Here is an 18,971-nt window from a genome sequence, read left to right as displayed (position 1 = left end):
GCGACGGGGTGGAAAAGGTCTATCAAGCCAGTAATACACTTGAAGCACACAGCCTGAAGGGGTTGCTGGCGAGCCACAATATCGATTGTGTGCTAAAAGGTGAGGCCTTAAGCGCGGCGGTCGGTGAACTGCCGACCGATGTGCAAGGCGTCACGCTTTGGGTAGCACCAGAGCATACCCATCAAGCGCGCGTGTTACTCCAAGAATACGAAGCACAAAGCCAGACACGCTGGGTGTGTGGCTATTGTGGTGAGGATAATGCGGGCAGTTTTGAGTTGTGCTGGCAATGCCAACACAACCGTGATGACTAGCTCAGACCATATATTTTCGACGAATATCGAGCAGCGCGAAAATACCAAAAATCAAAATGGACCACTTCTCCCAACGCGTCATCGCAATTTTATCGCCAAACGCGCCTAAGAAGATCAGCATCTGCAATCCATGCATCACCAATAAAAAGCCAGTCATAATATACAGCGCCATCGCGGCCACGCCCGGGAAGGGGTGAAACATATTGGCAATCAATACCAGCCATACAAAGGCGATGGCAGCTTTAGCCAGAATAATCAGTGCTTTCATGCATCCTCTCTAAAATACAGTCGATAATTGACTTGGCCCGCGGATTTATCTCGGTGCAACCGCCAATTAGCCGGTGCATCGTGCGTGCTGAGTTCATTCTCGGCTTCGACATAAATACAGGCATCGGGTGACAGCCAACCTTGCGATTCTAGCGCATTCAGAGTGTCTGCCAGTAATCCTTCTCGAAAGGGAGGATCAACAAAGACGATATCAAACGGTTCACCCTGATGGCCTGCGCGCAATTTGGCTAAGGCGTCGCCTTGTACCACATTCGCCTGCGCTGCCTGTAACTGGGTGAGGTTGGTGCTCAGCTGTTTCGCCGCTTGGGGATTCATTTCGCAAAATGTGACCCATGCAGCACCGCGTGAGAGAGCTTCAAACCCCAACCCGCCGCTACCGGCAAAAACATCCAAGCAGCGGGCACCAGGCAGATAGGGGGCTAACCAGTTAAACACTGTTTCTTTGACTCTGTCTGTGGTGGGGCGCAGGCCTTGCGCATCCTGTACTGCCAACTTTCGGCCACGCCAGCGGCCAGCAATAATTCTCACAGTACCTGCCGCACGGGATGGCGAAGCAGATGAAGGTTTCCGGGAGGCGCGTTTAACCATAGATTTTTTGACCGTAAAGAAGGTGATAGACTATGCCGATTCGGTAATGTGCCGCTGATTGTACCAAGCATGCTTTAGGATTTGCCAATGGCAGAAAAAAAGAAACGTGGATTAATGTCGTGGCTGGGTTTCGGCCGCAAAAAAGAACAGCCAGAACCAGAACAAGAATCGCATACTCAGCCGTCAGACGTGGCGGAAGACGCGGTGGAGTCAGCCACATCGGTTGATAGCCTCAATGAACAGGCTGCATCACAAAATGAACAAGAAAGCCTTGCGCCTGAGGTAGAAAGCGACACGCATACCGTGCCAGAGCCAGAGCCAGAGCCAGAGCCAGAGCCAGAGCCAGAGCCAGGAGCCAGAGCCAGAGCCAGAGCCAGAGCCAGAGCCAGAGCCAGAGCCAGAGCCAGAGCCAGAGCCAGAGCCAGAGCCAGAGCCAGAGCCAGAGCCAGAGCCAGAGCCAGAGCCAGAGCCAGAGCCAGAGCCAGACTCACACTCACACTCACACTCACAATCTACTGCGATTCGCGAGCGGGAAAAACCGCAGCGCGAAGGCTTCTTTGCCCGCCTAAAACGTGGCTTACAAAAAACCAAGACCAACTTAGGGTCTGGGTTCTTTGGCCTATTTAGTGGCAAAAAGATCGATGATGAATTGTTCGAAGAGCTTGAAGAACAGTTGCTGATTGCCGATGTGGGTATGGAAGCAACCACCAAAATCATTGATAACCTGACCGATAAAGCTAGCCGTCGCGATCTGAAAGATGGGGAAGCCCTGTATGGCATTCTCAAACAAGAAATGGCGCAGATGCTGGAAAAAGTTGAACAGCCGCTGGTGATTAGCGATCAAAAGCCTTATGTGATCTTAATGGTTGGCGTGAACGGGGTGGGCAAAACCACCACCATTGGTAAGATGGCGCGTCAATTCCAAGACCAAGGCAAATCGGTGATGCTAGCTGCTGGTGACACCTTCCGCGCTGCGGCTGTCGAGCAACTTCAGGCTTGGGGCGAGCGTAATCAAGTGCCTGTGATTGCCCAGCACACCGGCGCTGACAGTGCCTCTGTGCTTTATGATGCGATTGAGGCGGCGAAAGCCCGTAATGTGGATGTGGTAATTGCCGACACCGCGGGACGCTTGCAAAACAAAGCCAACTTGATGGAAGAGCTGCGTAAAATTGTGCGTGTAATGCAAAAACTGGATGTTGGCGCGCCGCATGAAGTGATGCTGACCCTTGATGCTGGCACCGGACAAAACGCGATCAGCCAAGCGAAACTGTTTAATGACATTGCGCCGCTAACCGGTATTACCCTCACAAAATTGGACGGGACCGCCAAAGGTGGCGTCATTTTTGCCGTGGCTGAACAATTTAATATTCCCATCCGCTATATTGGGGTAGGCGAAGGCATTGAGGATCTTCGCACCTTCAATGCCAATGACTTTATCGAGGCCTTATTTAGCCGGGAGGAGTAACCGTGATCCAGTTTCAGCAGGTCAGTAAAGCCTATCGAGGCGGCCGCCAAGCACTGCAAAAAGTGAATTTTGACTTGCCTAAGGGTGATATGGCGCTGCTTACCGGCCACTCTGGCGCGGGCAAGAGCACCTTGCTGAAGCTGATTTGTGCCATTGAGCGGCCCAGTGATGGGCAGATTTTTTTCAATGGTCATGATATTTCTCGGATCCCTCGTCAAGATGTTCCCTTTTTGCGCCGTCATTTAGGGATCATCTTTCAAGATCACAAGCTATTGATGGACGCGACTGTGTATGAAAACGTCGCGCTCCCTTTGCGCATTGAGCAACAGTCTGACAACGAGATCAAAAAACGGGTTTCGGCGGCGCTGGATAAAGTCGGCTTACTGGATAAAGCGCGTTGTTATCCTATTCAGTTGTCAGGGGGTGAACAGCAACGTGTCGGCATTGCCCGTGCGGTGGTGAATCGTCCCCAAGTGCTGCTGGCCGATGAGCCAACCGGTAATTTGGATGCTGCATTATCGGCGCAAATCATGGAGCTATTTCGTTTGTTCAACCAAGTGGGCGTCACCATTTTAATGGCGACCCATGATACGTCCTTGCTTGAACAATATCGCCATTTGCGCCGTTTTGAACTAAACCAAGGCAGCTTGGCGGAGGTACGTCATGGCTGAAGGCTTTGTACAAACCCAGCGCCGACACGCCCGCGCAGCATGGCAAGATCTCTTTCAACGTCCGGTTGGGAATTTGCTCACCCTGACGGTACTGGCAGTGGCCCTGTCCTTGCCAGTCACTTTCTACTTACTGGCTAAAAATGTCTTAGCAGTGACCGACCAATGGCACAACCCGGCGGAGTTGAGTGTCTATCTTGATAAAGCGCAGACCGAGGCACAATCGCAAGCCCTTGCTAGCGATATTCGCGGTTGGTCCGATGTGGCCAGTGTGACCTATATTTCGCCCTCACAAGGGCTCGATACTTTGCGTGTCCAACGTGGCTTTGAGCAAGCCGTCAGCTTGCTCGACAACAACCCGCTTCCGGCGGTGTTAGTGGTCGTGCCGCGCGTTGATGTGTCTGCCTCTGACAGCGGCACACAGGTTGCGCTCAGCCAAGTGGCGCAAGGGTTATCGGCGAAGCTTATTGCATTGGATGGTGTCGAAGAGGTACGTCTCGACAGCGATTGGCTAGCCAGACTGGAAGCGATCAAGCACATCGCTATCACCTTGGCTTGGTTGTTCTCGGGGCTGATGCTGGCAGCGGTGCTGCTAGTGGTCGGCAATACCCTGAGGTTACAGGTGCTCCATCATCAATCCCGTATTCAAGTGATGAAGATGGTGGGGGCAACCGACAGCTTTATTTTGCGTCCCTATCTCTACATGGGCGCTTGGTTAGGCGGATTGGCGGCGGTGTTAGCATGGGTGATTACCGCATTAAATACGTTTTTAATGGATGCGGCGGTCAGTCAATTGGCACAGCTTTATGACAATCGCTTTACGCTCACCGGACTTGGTTGGGATGAATCTTTGCTATTGTTGATGGTGTCCACCTTATTAGGGGTGTTGGCCGCGGTGTTGGCGACACGTCGTCATCTAAAAGAAATTGAACCTGTGTAGACTTATTGCGGTCATAGAGCACGAGACACACAACAGGGCTTGCAGTTTTACCCCGCTTGGGTATATTTTTGCATGCTTAATCAGCAATTCGGTCTTCGACGATTCGGAAACGAGGTTTGAATGACAAAAGAGATGTACGCACTGGCCCCCATCGCACAGGATAACTTAGACAGTTACCTGCAGGCGGTGAATAGCCACCCCATGCTCACTGCCGAAGAGGAGCATGCGTTGGCCGAGCGTCTCCATTACCATGGTGATCTTGAGGCAGCGAAATCGCTGATCCTCTCACACTTGCGTTTTGTTGTTCATATCGCCCGTGGATACACCGGATACGGCTTACCCATGGCAGATTTAGTGCAAGAGGGTAACATCGGCTTGATGAAAGCGGTCAAACGCTTTAACCCAGAAGTCGGCGTTCGCCTTGTCTCCTTTGCGGTGCACTGGATCAAAGCCGAAATTCACGAGTACGTGCTGCGTAACTGGCGTATCGTTAAAGTGGCAACCACCAAAGCACAGCGTAAGCTGTTCTTTAACCTGCGCAAAAACAAAAAGCGCTTGGGGTGGTTTAACAACGATGAAGTGAACATGGTGGCGGAGCAACTTGGTGTTGATGCAGCAGAAGTCCGCGAGATGGAAGCACGTCTCGCCGCGCAAGATGCGACCTTCGAAGCCCCAGCAAACGCCGATGATGAGCGTGATGGCGCCGCCATGGCTCCAGTCTACTACTTAGAAGACAAGAGCTCTGATGTGGCGGCCTCGCTAGAGGCGGAAAACTGGGAATCGCACGCGAACCGTCGTCTTGCCCATGCACTGGCTGCATTGGATGAGCGAAGCCAACACATTGTTCGCGCACGTTGGTTGGATGATGACAAGGCCACGTTGCAAGATTTGGCGGATCATTACCAAGTCTCGGCTGAGCGGATTCGCCAGCTTGAAAAAAATGCGATGAAGAAACTGAAACATGCCATGGGTGACGCCCTATAGCGCTATCCATGCGAATAAACCGGCCCGCGGGCCGGTTTTTTTATATCTGTTGATCATCGGAGTTAGAAAGTTTCACGTAACTTATTCACAGCTTATCCATGATCAGATCTATATCTAGTGGATCCTATTCGACGATCTTCGCTTATCAACGCAATCCACACCTTTTTCCACAGACGATCAATAAATGACCATGACTTAACCTGTCTAACAAGCGAGGCGGCCTAAACTCAGGTACAATGCCGTTTATAACGAGCGGCGCGATAGCATCGTGCTACATAACTTTGGGAATAACTCTGTGAGTGGAGTGGAATTAGGTATGGATCAGTTTGCTCATATCTCTGTGACCGATGCGTGGGAAATGCTGCGTGATGATCAGCAAAATGCAGTATTAGTGGATATTCGCGATCCACAAACCTTTCAAGTGGCGCACTCTCAAGGTGCCTTTCACTTAACCAACGACACCTTGGTCGCCTTTATGGATCAGGTCGATTTTGATCAACCCGTACTGGTGATGTGCTACCACGGCATTAGCAGCCAAGGGGCGGCACAGTATTTAATTAACCAAGGGTTCGAGTCTGTCTACAGTGTCGATGGTGGCTTTGAGGCTTGGCATCGTCAGGCCTTGCCAACTGAGTCGGGACTGGAATAGGCGCAAGGAGCCTCTATGCAAAAAATGGCGGTACTGCCTAACGCACGGCTAGCGCAGGCATTTGTCGATTATGCAGCAGCGCATAAGGTGGCGATTGAGCTGGCACCGGAAGCGGATGCCCAAGTGGCGTTATGGCTGGTCGATGACAGCCAAGCCGCCTGGGTTGAACAAGAACTGGCCCGTTTTGTGGCGGAGCCTATGCATAGCCGCTATCAGGCTGCGTCTTGGCAGGTAGCGGAAACCCGTCACGCTCGGTTTCATTATCCCTCCGCAGGGTTATGGCAAACGGTGAAAGACAAGTCTGGTCCAGTGACGATTACCGTGATGATCGCGTGTGCCGCCTTGTTTGCCATGATGATCTTAGGCGGATTTGAGGTCGTCGTGCGCAGCTTGCTGTTTCCCGCTGATAGCGAGCAGCGCTGGCAATTGTGGCGGTTGTTTAGTCACGCCTTGCTTCATTTCTCGGCGCTACACATCGTCTTTAACTTATTGTGGTGGTGGGTACTTGGGGGACGTATCGAGCAACGGGCTGGTGGCAGCAAGCTGATGCAGATTTTCCTCTTTGCCGCCCTTTTCTCCGGTCTGGGGCAATATTGGCTGGAAGGGCCTTATTTTGGCGGCTTATCCGGTGTGGTTTACGCGCTCTTAGGCTATTTATGGTGGTTAACGTGGCTCGCCCCCGAGCGCGGGTTAACCATTGAGAAACCGTATGTCGTGTTTATGTTGGCATGGTTAGTGATTGGGTTCTTCCAACCACTGGGCATGAATATCGCCAATATGGCGCACGTGTTTGGTTTAGGCGTCGGTTGCTTACTCGGCCTTTGGGATGCCAAACGCGCGGCCTAACATTGTCCGTCAAACAAACGCAAACGAAAAAGAGCAGATTACTGCTCTTTTTTTATTCGAACACACATTTTTATTGTTCTAGATCGATAATTTATGTTCGGATTCACGGTTTTTGTTTTCATTTTGAGTAAATATTCCACCCGTTGAGCGTATTCGAATATTTCAATGCTCACTCTTTTGATTTGTAACCCTTTTACCTATCCATCGCGTACATCTTACTGAGGAACCCTCTCATGTTTGGAATCTTTCGTCCGGCACCTCACCGGCAAAGATTGCCAGAATCGCAAGTCGGCTCAACCTACACCCGACTGCGTTGGCAATTGTTTATTGGTATTTTTATCGGTTATGCCGGTTACTACCTAGTGCGTAAAAACTTCAGCTTGGCGATGCCATTTCTTATTGAAGAATATGGTTTTAGCCGCGGCGATCTTGGCTTTGCATTAGCTGCTGTCTCGATCGCTTACGGTCTGTCTAAATTTCTCATGGGCAGCGTGTCTGACCGCTCTAACCCTCGCTACTTCTTGAGTGCTGGCCTGTTAATGTCATCGTTGGTGATGTTCTGCTTTGGCTTTATGCCGTGGGCAACCAGCAGTATTACCATCATGTTTATCCTGCTGTTTATTAACGGTTGGGTGCAAGGCATGGGCTGGCCGGCTTGCGGGCGTACCATGGTGCACTGGTGGTCACGCCGCGAGCGTGGTGAGCTGGTATCTGTTTGGAACGTGGCGCATAACGTGGGGGGCGGCTTGATTGGTCCGCTATTCTTGCTTGGCCTGTGGCTGTTCAATGACGACTGGCGTGCCTCTTTCTATGTCCCGGCGTTTTTTGCAGCCTTGGTCGCGGTATTCATCTGGTTAACCCTACGCGATACCCCGCAATCATGTGGTTTGCCACCGATTGAAGAATACAAAAACGACTATCCAGAAAACTACGACGAAGAAGCCTTTGAGAAGGAAATGACCGCCAAAGATATCTTCGTGACGTATGTACTGAAAAACCGTCTTTTGTGGTACATCGCGATTGCTAACGCCTTTGTCTATTTGATTCGCTATGGCGTATTGGACTGGGCGCCTGTGTATCTGGATGAAGCCAAAGGCTTTACCGTCGATAAGTCCTCATGGGCTTACTTCCTCTACGAGTGGGCGGGGATCCCGGGCACACTGCTGTGTGGTTGGATGTCAGATAAGTTCTTTAAAGGAGCACGTGCGCCAGCGGGTGTACTGTTCATGGTCTTAGTCACCTTGGCGGTATTGGTCTATTGGTTTAACCCTGCGGGCAATCCGGGCGTCGATATGGTCGCGCTGGTGGCGATTGGCTTCTTGATTTATGGTCCGGTGATGCTGATCGGCTTGTATGCGCTTGAGCTTGCACCGAAAAAAGCGGCCGGTACGGCGGCAGGTTTAACTGGACTATTCGGTTACCTCGGTGGTGCCGTAGTGGCCAATATTGCATTGGGTTATACCGTGGATCACTTTGGTTGGGACGGTGGCTTTATGCTCCTTACCGGCGGCTGTATCTTGGCGATTTTCTTCCTATGCTTAGCATGGGTAGGTGAGAGCCGCGTGCGTCGTGAGTCACCGGCACATGCTGCCTAAACAATCAGTCTTGGCATTGCCCATAGGCAATGAGTAAACTAGAAAGCCCCCGTGACCGCGGGGGCTTTTTGTAAGGGGAGATGCAGTGAAGCAAAACAAACGTCATCAGCAAATCATTGATCTGGTTAAGTCACAAGGATACGTGAGCACGGAAGACTTGGTTGAGCGCTTCAATGTCAGCCCGCAAACGATTCGACGCGATCTCAATGAATTGGCCGCAGAGAACCACATTCGCCGCCATCACGGTGGGGCGACAGTACCGTCGAGTTCGGAAAACACCGCGTATGCAACGCGTAAGGTCTTGCAGCAGCACGAAAAAGACACCATTGCTCAAGCTTTGGTGAAGCACATTCCGGATGGCGCGACCTTGTTTATTGATATCGGCACCACACCGGAGGCGGTCGCGCGCGCGTTACTCAATCACCATAACTTACGGGTGGTGACCAATAACTTAAATGCCGCTGCTATCTTAATGCCCAAGCAGGATTTCACCCTGATTATTGCTGGGGGCGAAGTGCGCAACCGTGACGGGGGTATTGTGGGTGAAGCCACCCTCGATTTTATCTCCCAGTTCCGCCTCGACTTCGGCATTTTGGGGATCAGTGGCATTGATGATGATGGGTCGCTGCTCGATTTTGACTACCACGAGGTACGTGTCAAAAAAGCGATTCTAGATAACAGCCGCTGTGTGATGCTGGCTGCCGACCATACCAAGTTTGGTCGTAATGCCATGGTGAATCTTGGCAACATTACCCAACTCGATATGGTCTTTACCGATGCCGAGCCACCGAGCAATGTGCGCGACATGCTGTTAGCGCAAGGTGGCCACCTTGAAGTGGTGCCCAGCGATGCTGAGCAAGATGCGTTATCCGCGTAGCGGATAACGATCGCCTATTGGTATAGGTACTTGGTAAACAAGAGATCGGCGAGAATGCGTCGATTGGTTTCTGCTAATAAGAGCTCATTGACGCGCTCCAGGCAGGCTTTACGGATTGCTTCTCGACCGGATAGCGATTTTATCTTGGTGACGGTTTGCTGACTCAAGGTCTCGATGATGGCATCACGGATCAGCGGCGCATGATATTCCAGCTCACGCACCAGTTTCGGGTCATCGACCATCAGCTCCACTTTGACATTGATAAAGCCGAGCCGGCTCCCCTCAGTGACATAGTTGGTGGTGATTTCAGGCTCTAGGGAAAAGTAGCTGTATTTGGGCGCTTGTCCGTCACCCTCTGCTTCAGCGAACACGGCCGAGCTGGTCAGTAATAATAGGCCGACTAAGGCCATCCATAAGGTTTGAATCTTTCTCATATCCACCCAGCAATTCAGTTGCTCATATGATAGGGTTAGGCCGCCCTGCATTCTCCAATCGGGACTGGCTTGCTACAATTGCCAGCCGAGTATAGCAATATTGTAAGCCACCGAGGGGATGAAGCGGGCGAATTTTGCGCGATGTGGCACAGGAAACAATGTCGGATTTAAATCAAACCTATTTGGCGGCGCTGAAACAAGCGCGCTGGGAACGACCAGATATCGCCGCGTTAAAACGCTCTCAACATGGGAGTTGGTTACTCGAATCGCATTCGATGACGGCTCGACTCAAGCGCCACTGTCAGCGCTTTGATGTGGATGTGGTCAATGTGTATCAACTGACGCCGGATAAACTGACCACGGACGAAGTGGCATTAATCGGTCACGAGGCGTGCGTGGTGCGTGAAGTGATCTTAAAGGGAGACGGCCACGCATGGGTTTGTGGACGCACGCTGTTGCCCGCTTCCACGCTTGAAGGGCAAGGCGGTTACTTGAACGCCCTAGGCGCCGTGCCGTTAGGTCAGCATGTTTTTAAACAGCGCGCATCGCGCCGTGATGCTATTGAAGTGGCGGAAGTAGCGATGCCAACGGGTGGACTTCAAGCGCGTCGCTCGCGGCTTTGGCTGCATAACCGTCCGATGTTGGTGGCGGAATTGTTTTTACCTGATTCGCCCATGTACGGAAAGGAGATCCCCGCATGAGCCCTAAGTTAGTGGCGCTGGCTCAACTGGCCCGCCTTGACCGCCCGATTGGGACCTTATTATTTTTATGGCCAACCTTGTGGGCCTTATTTTTGGCTGCCGACGGTCTACCACCCTTCGATGTGCTGGCGGTTTTTGTATTGGGCGTATACATGATGCGTGCCGCCGGATGCGTGATTAATGACTATGCGGACCGTCATTTTGATGGCCATGTTAAACGCACTAAGGATAGGCCACTGCCGTCTGGACGTATTAGCGAAAAAGAGGCGCTCGCGCTATTTTTTGGCTTGGTTCTCGCCTCGTTTGCGCTGGTATTAACGCAAAACCTGTTGACCATTCAACTGTCCTTTGTCGGCGTCGCCTTGGCGTTTGTCTATCCCTTTATGAAGCGTTATACCCATCTTCCTCAATTGGTATTGGGGCTGGCGTTTAGTTGGGGGATCCCGATGGGATTTGCCGCCGTGCAAGACACCATTCCTCCCGTTGCATGGCTTTTGTTTATGGCAAATAACTGTTGGATCATTGCCTACGACACCCTTTATGCCATGGTCGACCGAGATGATGATTTGAAGATCGGGGTGAAATCGACCGCCATTTTATTTGGCCGTTGGGACAAAGCGGCGATTGGTGGTTTGCAATTATCGACACTGTTACTGCTGATGTTGGTGGGGAATTGGCTGTCCCTATCGGCAGGATTTCATTGGAGCTTGCTGGCCGCGTTCGCGTTGTTTGTTTACCAGCAGTATTTAGTGCGTGATCGAGAAAGAATGCCTTGCTTTCAGGCGTTTATGAACAATAACTATGTGGGTTTAGTGATTTTTCTGGGCGTCTTAGCGGGCGTATACCTTTAAGTAATCACTGACCCTGACACATAAAAAAAGGCGCATCATGCGCCTTTTTTAGTGCATCAATATCGGATGCTTATTGCCCGCTGTCGGACTCGGTGTTTTCTGCTCGGCCCGTCAGTGGCTGGTTCAGCACTGCCTGAATGGTGAGCTGGACTTCCGGTGAAATCAGCCCGCATACCAAATCATTCAGTGCTTGGATGCGCTCAGCATTAGCTTTAGCATCGTCATCGAGATAGCCTTGCTCACGGAGCGTATCCACAAAGGTACTGAACACGCCTTTATCAAAAAACTCCGGCGCGTTGATCCCGTGTAGGCGGCTTAAACGCTGTGCCAACATTTGGCTGTGTTTTTCCAGATCACGCTTTTCAATATGCGGCTGGTGGGTATACAAGGTCAACGTAATTGCATAGCGTTGCAAGGTTTCGACGATGGTACGCCCCAGCAATTGCAACTCACCCAGCTTGGCATTGTTCATGGTCACTTTATCGTCGTTACAACAAATCAGCGACTGTGCCTGCATGGCATGCAATAGCGCATCAAAGTAGCTATCTAAGCTGGCTTGGTCAAAACTCATAAACAGCTCGGCTTTGAGCAGCGGATAAAGCTGCTGCACGCAGGCGCGTAAGCCACTTTGGCTGATGGTTTTGTGGGTGATCAGGATCTGCGCAATCAATGAAGGCAGCGCCACCAAATGGATCACGTTGTTGCGATAATAGGTCATCAAAATCGCTTGCTGACGGTTCAGCGAGATCACATCGCCCATGGTGTCTTTCTCGACCACAAACTTATTCAGTGACAAAGCATGGTCGACTAAGTCCGCGGGACTGTCTTGCGGCACACTGCAACAGGCCGAATACGGCGCTTGTGTAAGCAGCTGTTGATACACCGCCAGTTGGGTCTCCAATGCCTCGCGGCTTAAGGCGCGTTGACGGGAGGCCAGCAGCGCGGTGGCACAAAGAGTCAGAGCATTAGTGGCGGCCGCATCGTTAATCCGAGTCATCACTTTTTCAGCCAAGTCATTGACCACTGGGTTCATCCAAGCGGGTTTCTGCGGCTCGATCGGATTGATGTAATCATGCCAGTCCGGCACCTTGTCGTTTAGGTGTTGGTTCAGTGGAATAGGCTCGCCAAAGTTGACGTACCCCAGTCCGTAGTTACGCAGCTTGCGCACAATGCCTACCACTTGACCAAAGCTTTCTTTCTCTTTGCGTTGGCCTTGCAGCTCTTTGGCGTAGGTGCTGACCTCCATCACGTGCTCGTAGCCAATATAGACGGGCACCAAGGTGATTGGGCGTTGTTGACCGCGAAGCATGGCTTGCAAGGTCATGGCAAGCATCCCCGTTTTCGCCGGTAGCAAGCGGCCTGTGCGTGAGCGGCCGCCCTCGGAGAAGTACTCGACCGAATAGCCGCGGGCAAATAACTCTGCCAGGTATTCACGGAAAACGGTGGAATACAGGCGGTTGCCTTTAAAGCTGCGACGAATAAAGAAGGCGCCACCACGGCGGAATAAGGGTCCAGCCGGGAAGAAGTTGAGGTTGACGCCGGCGGCAATATGCGGCGGTACCAGTCCTTCTTTGTACAGCACATACGATAGCAACAAGTAGTCCATGTGTGAGCGGTGGCAGGGCACATAGACAATTTCATGGCCGTCTTGCGCCAACTGACGCACGCGCTCGGCGTTGTTGACGTTGATGCCTTGGTATAGCTTGTTCCACAACCAAGTTAGCAGGCGATCACTATAGCGAATCAAGCGATAGGAGAAGTTAGCGGCGATCTCTTCCATCATATCGACCGCTTCTTTGCGCACTTTCTCAACCGAGACATTGCGGCTTTGCGCTTCATCATGAACCACTTTATCGATCGCTTTCGAGGCCAGCAGACGCTTAAAGAGCAAGGCGCGATTCGGGAGGCGAGGTCCCGAGGCAGCGAGTTTTTGGCGCGAGAAGTGGATCATCGCCACCCGCGCGAGTTTATGCGCGATCGCTTGGTCGGTGCCGTGCTTGTCGGCCATATAGCGTAGCGATACCGCTTGGCTGATACGCACCATACCATCACGGCCACGGGTCAGAATGGTCCACAGTTTCTCAGGGCCATTCATGGCGCGCAAAATCGCTTGATCACGCTGCGTTTCGTTACCCGGATCCCGTTGCCACAGCACCGAGGCGGGGACGAGCTGAATATCTAGCTCACTGTCTTGGCGATGAAGGTTAAGTAAATCTTTAAAATGCGCCAACGAGCGGGCCGGTAAATCTTGCTGACCACTAAATACCTTGCGGCCGTGGCTAATAAACACGTAGCGCGGCAAGGTAGTATCCCCAATGGTGAGGGGTTTTAACGGATCAGGCAGCCCTTGACGCAAACAGGTTCGCCTAAGGGTCAGTAAATCCGTGTGGGAGTGAAACGGCAGCACATAGACGATGGGCCGTGTTAACGATAGGTTGAGCTGCTCAATAGGTTCGGATGGAATACAGTGGGTTTTTACCCATGCAGAGAGCGGCAAATTCAATAGCTTATAATAAAGTTTTTGCCAGAGAGCCATAACGGTTAGCGCCTCAAAATCAAAATGCGCGCCAAGGATAGCAGAAAAGTACGGCGAACTCGCAACGAAAGGTCGGGAAATTACGCTAACCCACCGTTTCAAGCCACAATGAGATCCGCTTCTCGCTGCGCGAATTAGGCCTTTTCAAGCATTTAATTACTGGATATACTCACAGTTAACTGTATAAAAAGACAGGTAAGAGCATGAAGCCGTTAACCGCGAGACAACAGCAGGTTTTTGATTTAATCAAAGCCCATATCGAAGAGACAGGGATGCCGCCGACCCGTGCCGAGATTGCTCGTCAGTTGGGTTTTCGTTCCGCGAACGCGGCGGAAGAGCATCTAAAAGCCTTAGCCCGTAAAGGAGTGCTGGAGATTATTCCCGGCGCGTCACGAGGCATTCGTTTGATTTGCGAAGAAGAAGTGGTCGCCCCAGAAGATCAAGGTTTGCCGCTGATTGGTCGCGTGGCGGCTGGTGAGCCGATATTGGCGCAAGAGCATGTCGAAAGTCATTACCAAGTTGACCCTGCCTTGTTCAAACCGCGCGCTGACTTTTTATTACGCGTCAATGGCATGAGCATGAAAGACATCGGTATCCTAGATGGCGATTTACTGGCGGTGCACAAGACCCAAGATGTGCACAACGGCCAAGTCGTTGTCGCTCGCGTTGATGACGATGTGACCGTGAAGCGTCTTGAGAAAAAAGGCGCGCAAGTGGTATTGCACGCTGAAAATGACGAATTTATGCCGATCTCGGTGGATTTAACCGCACAATCACTGACCATTGAAGGCGTGGCTGTGGGTGTGATCCGTAACGCTGATTGGATGTAATAGGTTTCTGGCACGGGCGTCGCTCGCCCATGATTTGACCGCGGTTAAAAAAACACCTTTGCATTATTGCTCAGGCAAACGATAATTATTATCATCTATAATTATCGTATGTGGAGGTGTCCGTGCGTACTCAACAGCATTCTGTTCCTAGCAAGCTATTTAAGCCGATGTGGCTGCGCAGTCGTGAGAGCCTTACCGATGATGGGGTGATTTACGATCCGGTGGCGGCTGCAGCCTGTCAGGGGTGTGTTCTCCAGCCCGAATGTGATTGGCAAAACCTGGATCAAACCCAGCTGCTTTATGCCACGCTTACCAGTCAATGTGACGCGATTGTAAAACAATTCTTAGCCCAGCATCCCACCGCGTGGATTATTAACGTGGGGGGCGGACTCGATACCCGTTTTTACCGTCTCGACAATGGCCGTTGCCGTTGGCTAGAGGTAGATGTCGACGAAACCTTACTCTGGCGTGAGCGACTCTTTCATACCAGTGAACGGTTTCGGATGGTGCAAGGCTCGGTCAAGCAGCTTGATTGGCTGGATCAATTAGCGGTACCTGCTGGTCACCCAACCATGCTAATTTGTGACCAAGCCTTACTAGAGTGCAGTAACCGCGAAATTTCAGCCTTTTGCCATCATATCAGCCGCCATTTTCCGCAAATGGAGGCATGCTTAGTGCTGGCGGGGGACAAATGTCATACCCGCATGGGACAAAAGTTGGGCTGCGAACAATACCAACATGGTTTTGCCGATCCGAGAATGGCGATCGTGAACGCGTTGCCGTGGGCGTGCCGCGTAGAAGAAAAATCACCGCTCGATAAACCCTGTCCCCGTTGGCGGTTATGGCAACGTGCATTAGCGGCCATGCCACGCTATCGTCTGCGCTTCACGCCTGTTGTCCTTCATCTCGAGTTATAACTTTTCTTTCGCGCTATCGCTTTTCTGCCGTCGTGCTCACACAAGGTGGGCACGTGTCTGGCTTTATGATCTTTTTCGCCTCGATTTTTTGTCCTTTTCGCCATCCTTGCCTAACTTAATTGTAAATAAAACGTTAACTATCGTTAGTGATTGTATCTGTGCGTATTCTCGCCAGCGTCAATCATGAGTGAGGCAGGAGGAAGCCGTGTTGAGGCGCCGATTACTACTTTTGATAGGGACAATGCTCCTTCCTGCAGTGGGTGTGCATGCTGCAGAACGAGAAGGTTGGAACCTCACCCAAGGGGTCACGGCCATCAGTCAGCAGGTGTATGACCTGCACATGACCATCTTTTATATCTGCGTTGCAATTGGCGTGCTGGTGTTTGGGGTGATGTTTTGGGCCATCATCCGTCACCGTAAATCCAAAGGCGCAAACCCTGCCTCATTTCATGAAAGTACCAAGGTAGAAATTGCGTGGACGCTCGTGCCGTTTTTGATTTTGGTGGGTATGGCGATTCCGGCCACCCAAGTGCTACTCGATATGGAAGACACCACCGAGCCGGACCTCACAGTGCAGGTAACGGGCTCGCAATGGAAGTGGCATTACCGCTATTTTGACCATGATGTTGCCTTTTTTTCTCTGCTTGCCTCAAGCCCCGAACAAATCCGCAATGAGAGACAAAAGCGTGACACCTATTTACTCGAGGTCGATCAGCCTCTGGTGTTGCCAGTCGGGCGTAAGGTGCGCTTTTTGATTACTTCGCAAGATGTGATTCATTCGTGGTGGGTGCCTGCCTTTGCGGTGAAGAAAGATGCTAACCCCGGTTTTATTAATGAGGCGTGGACCAAAATTGATAAGCCCGGCATTTATCGCGGCCAATGTGCAGAGCTGTGCGGTAAAGACCACGGCTTTATGCCGATTGTGGTGATCGCCAAGCCCCAAGAGGAATTTGATGCTTGGGTGCAAAAAACGGCCCTAGCACAGCAGAAAGCGCGCGAAGAAGAGCAACGCTTGCTGGACATGGAAATGCCGATGGATGAGCTAATGGCGCTAGGCAAACAGGTGTACGACAGCCGCTGTGGCATGTGTCACCAAAGCGAAGGACAAGGGATGCCGGGCGTGTTCCCCGCGTTGGCCGGCGCTGAGATTGCCATTCAGCCGGATAGATTGGTCGACCATATTGATATTGTTGTCAACGGCAAAGCAGGTACCGCCATGCAAGCGTTTGGTCCGCAATTGTCGCTCAAAGAATTGGCGGCGGTGGTGACCTATGAGCGCAATGCGTGGGGCAATGACACCGGTGATACCGTACAAGCTGCGCAAATCAACGCGGTGAAGTCAGGTGAAGATCTTTAGGAGCGCGTGATGACAGATACTACCCCAGATACCTTGCATGACGATCATCACCATAAACCGCGTGGGATCATGCGTTGGGTGTTGACCACCAACCACAAAGATATTGGCTCCATGTATCTGATTTTCAGCTTCACCATGTTTTTACTGGGTGGGGCGATGGCGATGGTTATTCGTGCTGAGCTTTTTCAGCCCGGCTTGCAACTGGTTGAGCCTAACTTTTTCAACCAAATGACCACAGTACACGGCCTGATCATGGTGTTTGGCGCGGTGATGCCCGCGTTTACCGGTTTGGCTAACTGGATGGTGCCAATGATGATAGGAGCGCCGGACATGGCGCTGCCACGGATGAATAACTGGAGCTTTTGGATCCTGCCGTTCGCGTTCTTACTGCTTATTGGCTCCTTGTTTATGGAAGGCGGCGGCCCTAACTTTGGCTGGACGTTTTACGCGCCGCTGTCGACCACTTATAGCCCAGACAGTACCGGCCTGTTTGTGTTTGCCCTGCATATCATGGGGATCAGCTCAATCATGGGCGCCATCAATGTGATTGTCACCATCACCAATATGCGTGCGCCGGGCATGACCTACATGAAAATGCCGCTGTTTGTTTGGACTTGGCTGATCACGGCCTTTTTGTTGATTGCGGTGATGCCGGTATTGGCAGGGGCCGCCACCATGGTGCTGACCGATAAATACTTTGGCACTAGCTTTTTTGATGCCGCGGGGGGCGGCGACCCTGTGATGTTCCAGCATATTTTCTGGTTCTTTGGTCACCCCGAGGTCTACATCATGATTTTGCCAAGCTTTGGCATTATCTCGGCCATTGTCCCTGCGTTTTCACGCAAGCGCCTGTTCGGCTATAGCTCGATGGTGTATGCCACCGCCTCGATTGCGGGGTTAAGCTTTTTGGTATGGGCGCACCATATGTTCACCACCGGGATGCCGGTATTTGCCGAATTGTTTTTCATGTTCTGCACCATGCTGATCTCGGTGCCGACTGGGGTGAAGGTCTTCAACTGGGTCGCCACCATGTGGCGGGGCTCGTTAACCTTTGAAGTGCCCATGTTGTTTGCGATTGCCTTTATTGTGCTGTTCACCATCGGCGGATTTTCGGGCTTGATGCTGGCGATCACCCCGGTCGATTTTCAGTATCATGATACCTATTTTGTGGTGGCGCACTTCCACTATGTGCTGGTTTCGGGGGCGGTGTTCTCGATTATGGCCGCGGCTTACTACTGGCTCCCCAAGTGGACCGGCCATATGTTTAATGAAACCTTGGCCAAGTGGCACTTTTGGTGTTCGGTGATTTCGGTCAATGTGCTTTTCTTCCCCATGCACTTTCTGGGACTGGCGGGGATGCCGCGCCGGATCCCCGATTATGCCCTGCAATTTGCGGACGTGAACGCCATTGTCAGTATCGGTGGCTTTGCCTTTGGCTTGTCGCAACTTATTTTCCTCGCGGTGGTGATCAAATGCGCGCGTGGCGGTGAGCCTGCTGCGGCGAAGCCGTGGGAGGGTGCCGAAGGGCTGGAGTGGACAGTGCCATCGCCCGCACCGTATCACACCTTTGAGACACCGCCAGATCTGAAGGAGGTGCGCGATGGCCACTGAGTCTGCGCGCTCGGTGCGCCGCTTACTGCTGCTCGCAGTCGCGATGTTTGGCTTTGCGTTTGCCTTAGTGCCTTTGTATGACGTGTTCTGTGACGTTACTGGGATAAACGGCAAAACCGATAATGAGGCCGCCGCATCCAGTGCGGGCATTGACCAAGATCGCTTGGTGACCGTTGAATTTATTGCCTACATCAACCCGGGAATGCGCTGGACGTTCGAGCCCCAAGTTAAACGTATGCAGGTGCATCCCGGTGAAACCCATACCATCAACTACCTAGCCACCAACAATGCGCGCTATGACACCATCGGCCAAGCGGTGCCTTCGGTCTCACCCGGGATAGCCGCGCAATACTTGAACAAAATTGAATGCTTTTGTTTTAACCGTCAGCCTTTACCGCGTGGCGAGGATGCGGCTTTGCCCCTCGTGTTTTACGTGGATCCTGAGCTGCCGGATGACATTAACCACTTAACGCTGGCCTACACCTTGTTTGATGTGACCGCCAGCGCCAAGGAATAAGGAGGC

Annotated in this window: 20 protein-coding genes; 16 read left to right on the top strand and 4 right to left on the bottom strand. The window is 51.9% G+C overall.

The genetic code is table 11. From position 1 onward, the window contains the following. The first annotated feature begins 8 nt into the window (after positions 1-8). On the top strand, positions 9-311 hold the full coding sequence (locus BZG84_RS02785) for a putative signal transducing protein (RefSeq protein ID WP_077481784.1): 303 nt from the start codon (positions 9-11) through the stop codon (positions 309-311). A 1-nt stretch (position 312) separates the two neighbouring features. Here BZG84_RS02785 and BZG84_RS02780 read toward each other — a convergent pair whose 3' ends face one another. Then, entirely contained in the window at positions 313-579 is a 267-nt protein-coding gene (locus BZG84_RS02780) for a DUF1145 domain-containing protein (protein WP_069590257.1), read from the bottom strand. After that, positions 576-1,187, bottom strand: a complete 612-nt coding sequence (rsmD, locus tag BZG84_RS02775; protein WP_077481782.1) for a 16S rRNA (guanine(966)-N(2))-methyltransferase RsmD — start codon at positions 1,185-1,187, stop codon at positions 576-578. The genes BZG84_RS02780 and rsmD overlap by 4 nt, the downstream gene beginning before the upstream one ends. Before the next feature lie 649 nt (positions 1,188-1,836). Here rsmD and ftsY point away from each other — a divergent pair. From ftsY to BZG84_RS02735, 8 genes are all read left to right on the top strand, one after another. After that, the gene (gene ftsY / locus BZG84_RS02770) at positions 1,837-2,652 is read left to right on the top strand and encodes a signal recognition particle-docking protein FtsY (RefSeq protein WP_445177053.1); all 816 of its coding nucleotides are present in this window, start codon (positions 1,837-1,839) and stop codon (positions 2,650-2,652) included. A 2-nt stretch (positions 2,653-2,654) separates the two neighbouring features. After that, positions 2,655-3,323, top strand: a complete 669-nt coding sequence (gene ftsE / locus BZG84_RS02765; protein ID WP_069589049.1) for a cell division ATP-binding protein FtsE — start codon at positions 2,655-2,657, stop codon at positions 3,321-3,323. Further along, on the top strand, positions 3,316-4,260 hold the full coding sequence (gene ftsX, locus BZG84_RS02760) for a permease-like cell division protein FtsX (RefSeq protein ID WP_077677970.1): 945 nt from the start codon (positions 3,316-3,318) through the stop codon (positions 4,258-4,260). Before ftsE ends, ftsX begins: the two co-directional genes overlap by 8 nt. 120 nt (positions 4,261-4,380) lie before the next feature. After that, a complete protein-coding gene (gene rpoH / locus BZG84_RS02755) occupies positions 4,381-5,244 on the top strand; it encodes an RNA polymerase sigma factor RpoH (RefSeq protein ID WP_069589047.1) in 864 nt (287 codons plus the stop codon). 316 nt (positions 5,245-5,560) lie between these two features. Further along, positions 5,561-5,893: a thiosulfate sulfurtransferase GlpE gene (glpE, locus tag BZG84_RS02750; RefSeq protein ID WP_069589045.1), complete on the top strand. Its 333-nt coding sequence runs from the start codon at positions 5,561-5,563 to the stop codon at positions 5,891-5,893. 15 nt (positions 5,894-5,908) lie between these two features. After that, positions 5,909-6,739: a rhomboid family intramembrane serine protease GlpG gene (gene glpG / locus BZG84_RS02745; protein WP_077639817.1), complete on the top strand. Its 831-nt coding sequence runs from the start codon at positions 5,909-5,911 to the stop codon at positions 6,737-6,739. Between the two features lie 233 nt (positions 6,740-6,972). Next, a complete protein-coding gene (glpT, locus tag BZG84_RS02740) occupies positions 6,973-8,334 on the top strand; it encodes a glycerol-3-phosphate transporter (RefSeq protein WP_077639818.1) in 1,362 nt (453 codons plus the stop codon). Between the two features lie 85 nt (positions 8,335-8,419). After that, positions 8,420-9,211, top strand: coding sequence for a DeoR/GlpR family transcriptional regulator (locus BZG84_RS02735; RefSeq protein WP_077480948.1), 792 nt, complete (start codon positions 8,420-8,422; stop codon positions 9,209-9,211). 14 nt (positions 9,212-9,225) lie between these two features. Here BZG84_RS02735 and BZG84_RS02730 read toward each other — a convergent pair whose 3' ends face one another. Next, positions 9,226-9,645: a flagellar basal body-associated protein FliL gene (locus tag BZG84_RS02730; protein WP_069589058.1), complete on the bottom strand. Its 420-nt coding sequence runs from the start codon at positions 9,643-9,645 to the stop codon at positions 9,226-9,228. 158 nt (positions 9,646-9,803) lie between these two features. Here BZG84_RS02730 and BZG84_RS02725 point away from each other — a divergent pair, with 158 nt between their 5' ends. Both BZG84_RS02725 and ubiA read left to right on the top strand, forming a co-directional pair. After that, a complete protein-coding gene (locus BZG84_RS02725; protein WP_077455005.1) occupies positions 9,804-10,346 on the top strand; it encodes a chorismate lyase in 543 nt (180 codons plus the stop codon). Next, a complete protein-coding gene (gene ubiA, locus BZG84_RS02720) occupies positions 10,343-11,197 on the top strand; it encodes a 4-hydroxybenzoate octaprenyltransferase (RefSeq protein WP_077480946.1) in 855 nt (284 codons plus the stop codon). The genes BZG84_RS02725 and ubiA overlap by 4 nt, the downstream gene beginning before the upstream one ends. A gap of 70 nt (positions 11,198-11,267) precedes the next feature. Here the strand turns inward: ubiA and plsB are convergent, their stop codons facing one another. Further along, positions 11,268-13,733, bottom strand: a complete 2,466-nt coding sequence (gene plsB / locus BZG84_RS02715; protein WP_077480945.1) for a glycerol-3-phosphate 1-O-acyltransferase PlsB — start codon at positions 13,731-13,733, stop codon at positions 11,268-11,270. A gap of 203 nt (positions 13,734-13,936) precedes the next feature. On the opposite strand from plsB, the gene lexA reads away from it, so the two are divergent. The 5 genes from lexA (at position 13,937) to BZG84_RS02690 (ending at position 18,965) form a co-directional block, all read left to right on the top strand. Beyond that, entirely contained in the window at positions 13,937-14,563 is a 627-nt protein-coding gene (lexA, locus tag BZG84_RS02710) for a transcriptional repressor LexA (protein ID WP_069589035.1), read from the top strand. A gap of 122 nt (positions 14,564-14,685) precedes the next feature. Beyond that, on the top strand, positions 14,686-15,480 hold the full coding sequence (locus BZG84_RS02705; RefSeq protein WP_332254837.1) for a class I SAM-dependent methyltransferase: 795 nt from the start codon (positions 14,686-14,688) through the stop codon (positions 15,478-15,480). Between the two features lie 241 nt (positions 15,481-15,721). Next, on the top strand, positions 15,722-16,837 hold the full coding sequence (gene coxB / locus BZG84_RS02700; protein WP_077480943.1) for a cytochrome c oxidase subunit II: 1,116 nt from the start codon (positions 15,722-15,724) through the stop codon (positions 16,835-16,837). Positions 16,838-16,846: 9 nt separating this feature from the next. After that, on the top strand, positions 16,847-18,448 hold the full coding sequence (ctaD, locus tag BZG84_RS02695; RefSeq protein ID WP_077480941.1) for a cytochrome c oxidase subunit I: 1,602 nt from the start codon (positions 16,847-16,849) through the stop codon (positions 18,446-18,448). Further along, on the top strand, positions 18,438-18,965 hold the full coding sequence (locus tag BZG84_RS02690) for a cytochrome c oxidase assembly protein (protein ID WP_077480939.1): 528 nt from the start codon (positions 18,438-18,440) through the stop codon (positions 18,963-18,965). The genes ctaD and BZG84_RS02690 overlap by 11 nt, the downstream gene beginning before the upstream one ends. The last annotated feature ends 6 nt before the right edge of the window (positions 18,966-18,971 follow it).

The sequence above is a fragment of the Salinivibrio sp. PR932 genome (assembly GCF_001996125.1).
GTDB lineage: Bacteria > Pseudomonadota > Gammaproteobacteria > Enterobacterales > Vibrionaceae > Salinivibrio > Salinivibrio proteolyticus.
The sequence above is the reverse complement of the archived record's forward strand: the minus strand, read 5'-3'. Positions and strand labels throughout refer to the sequence as shown.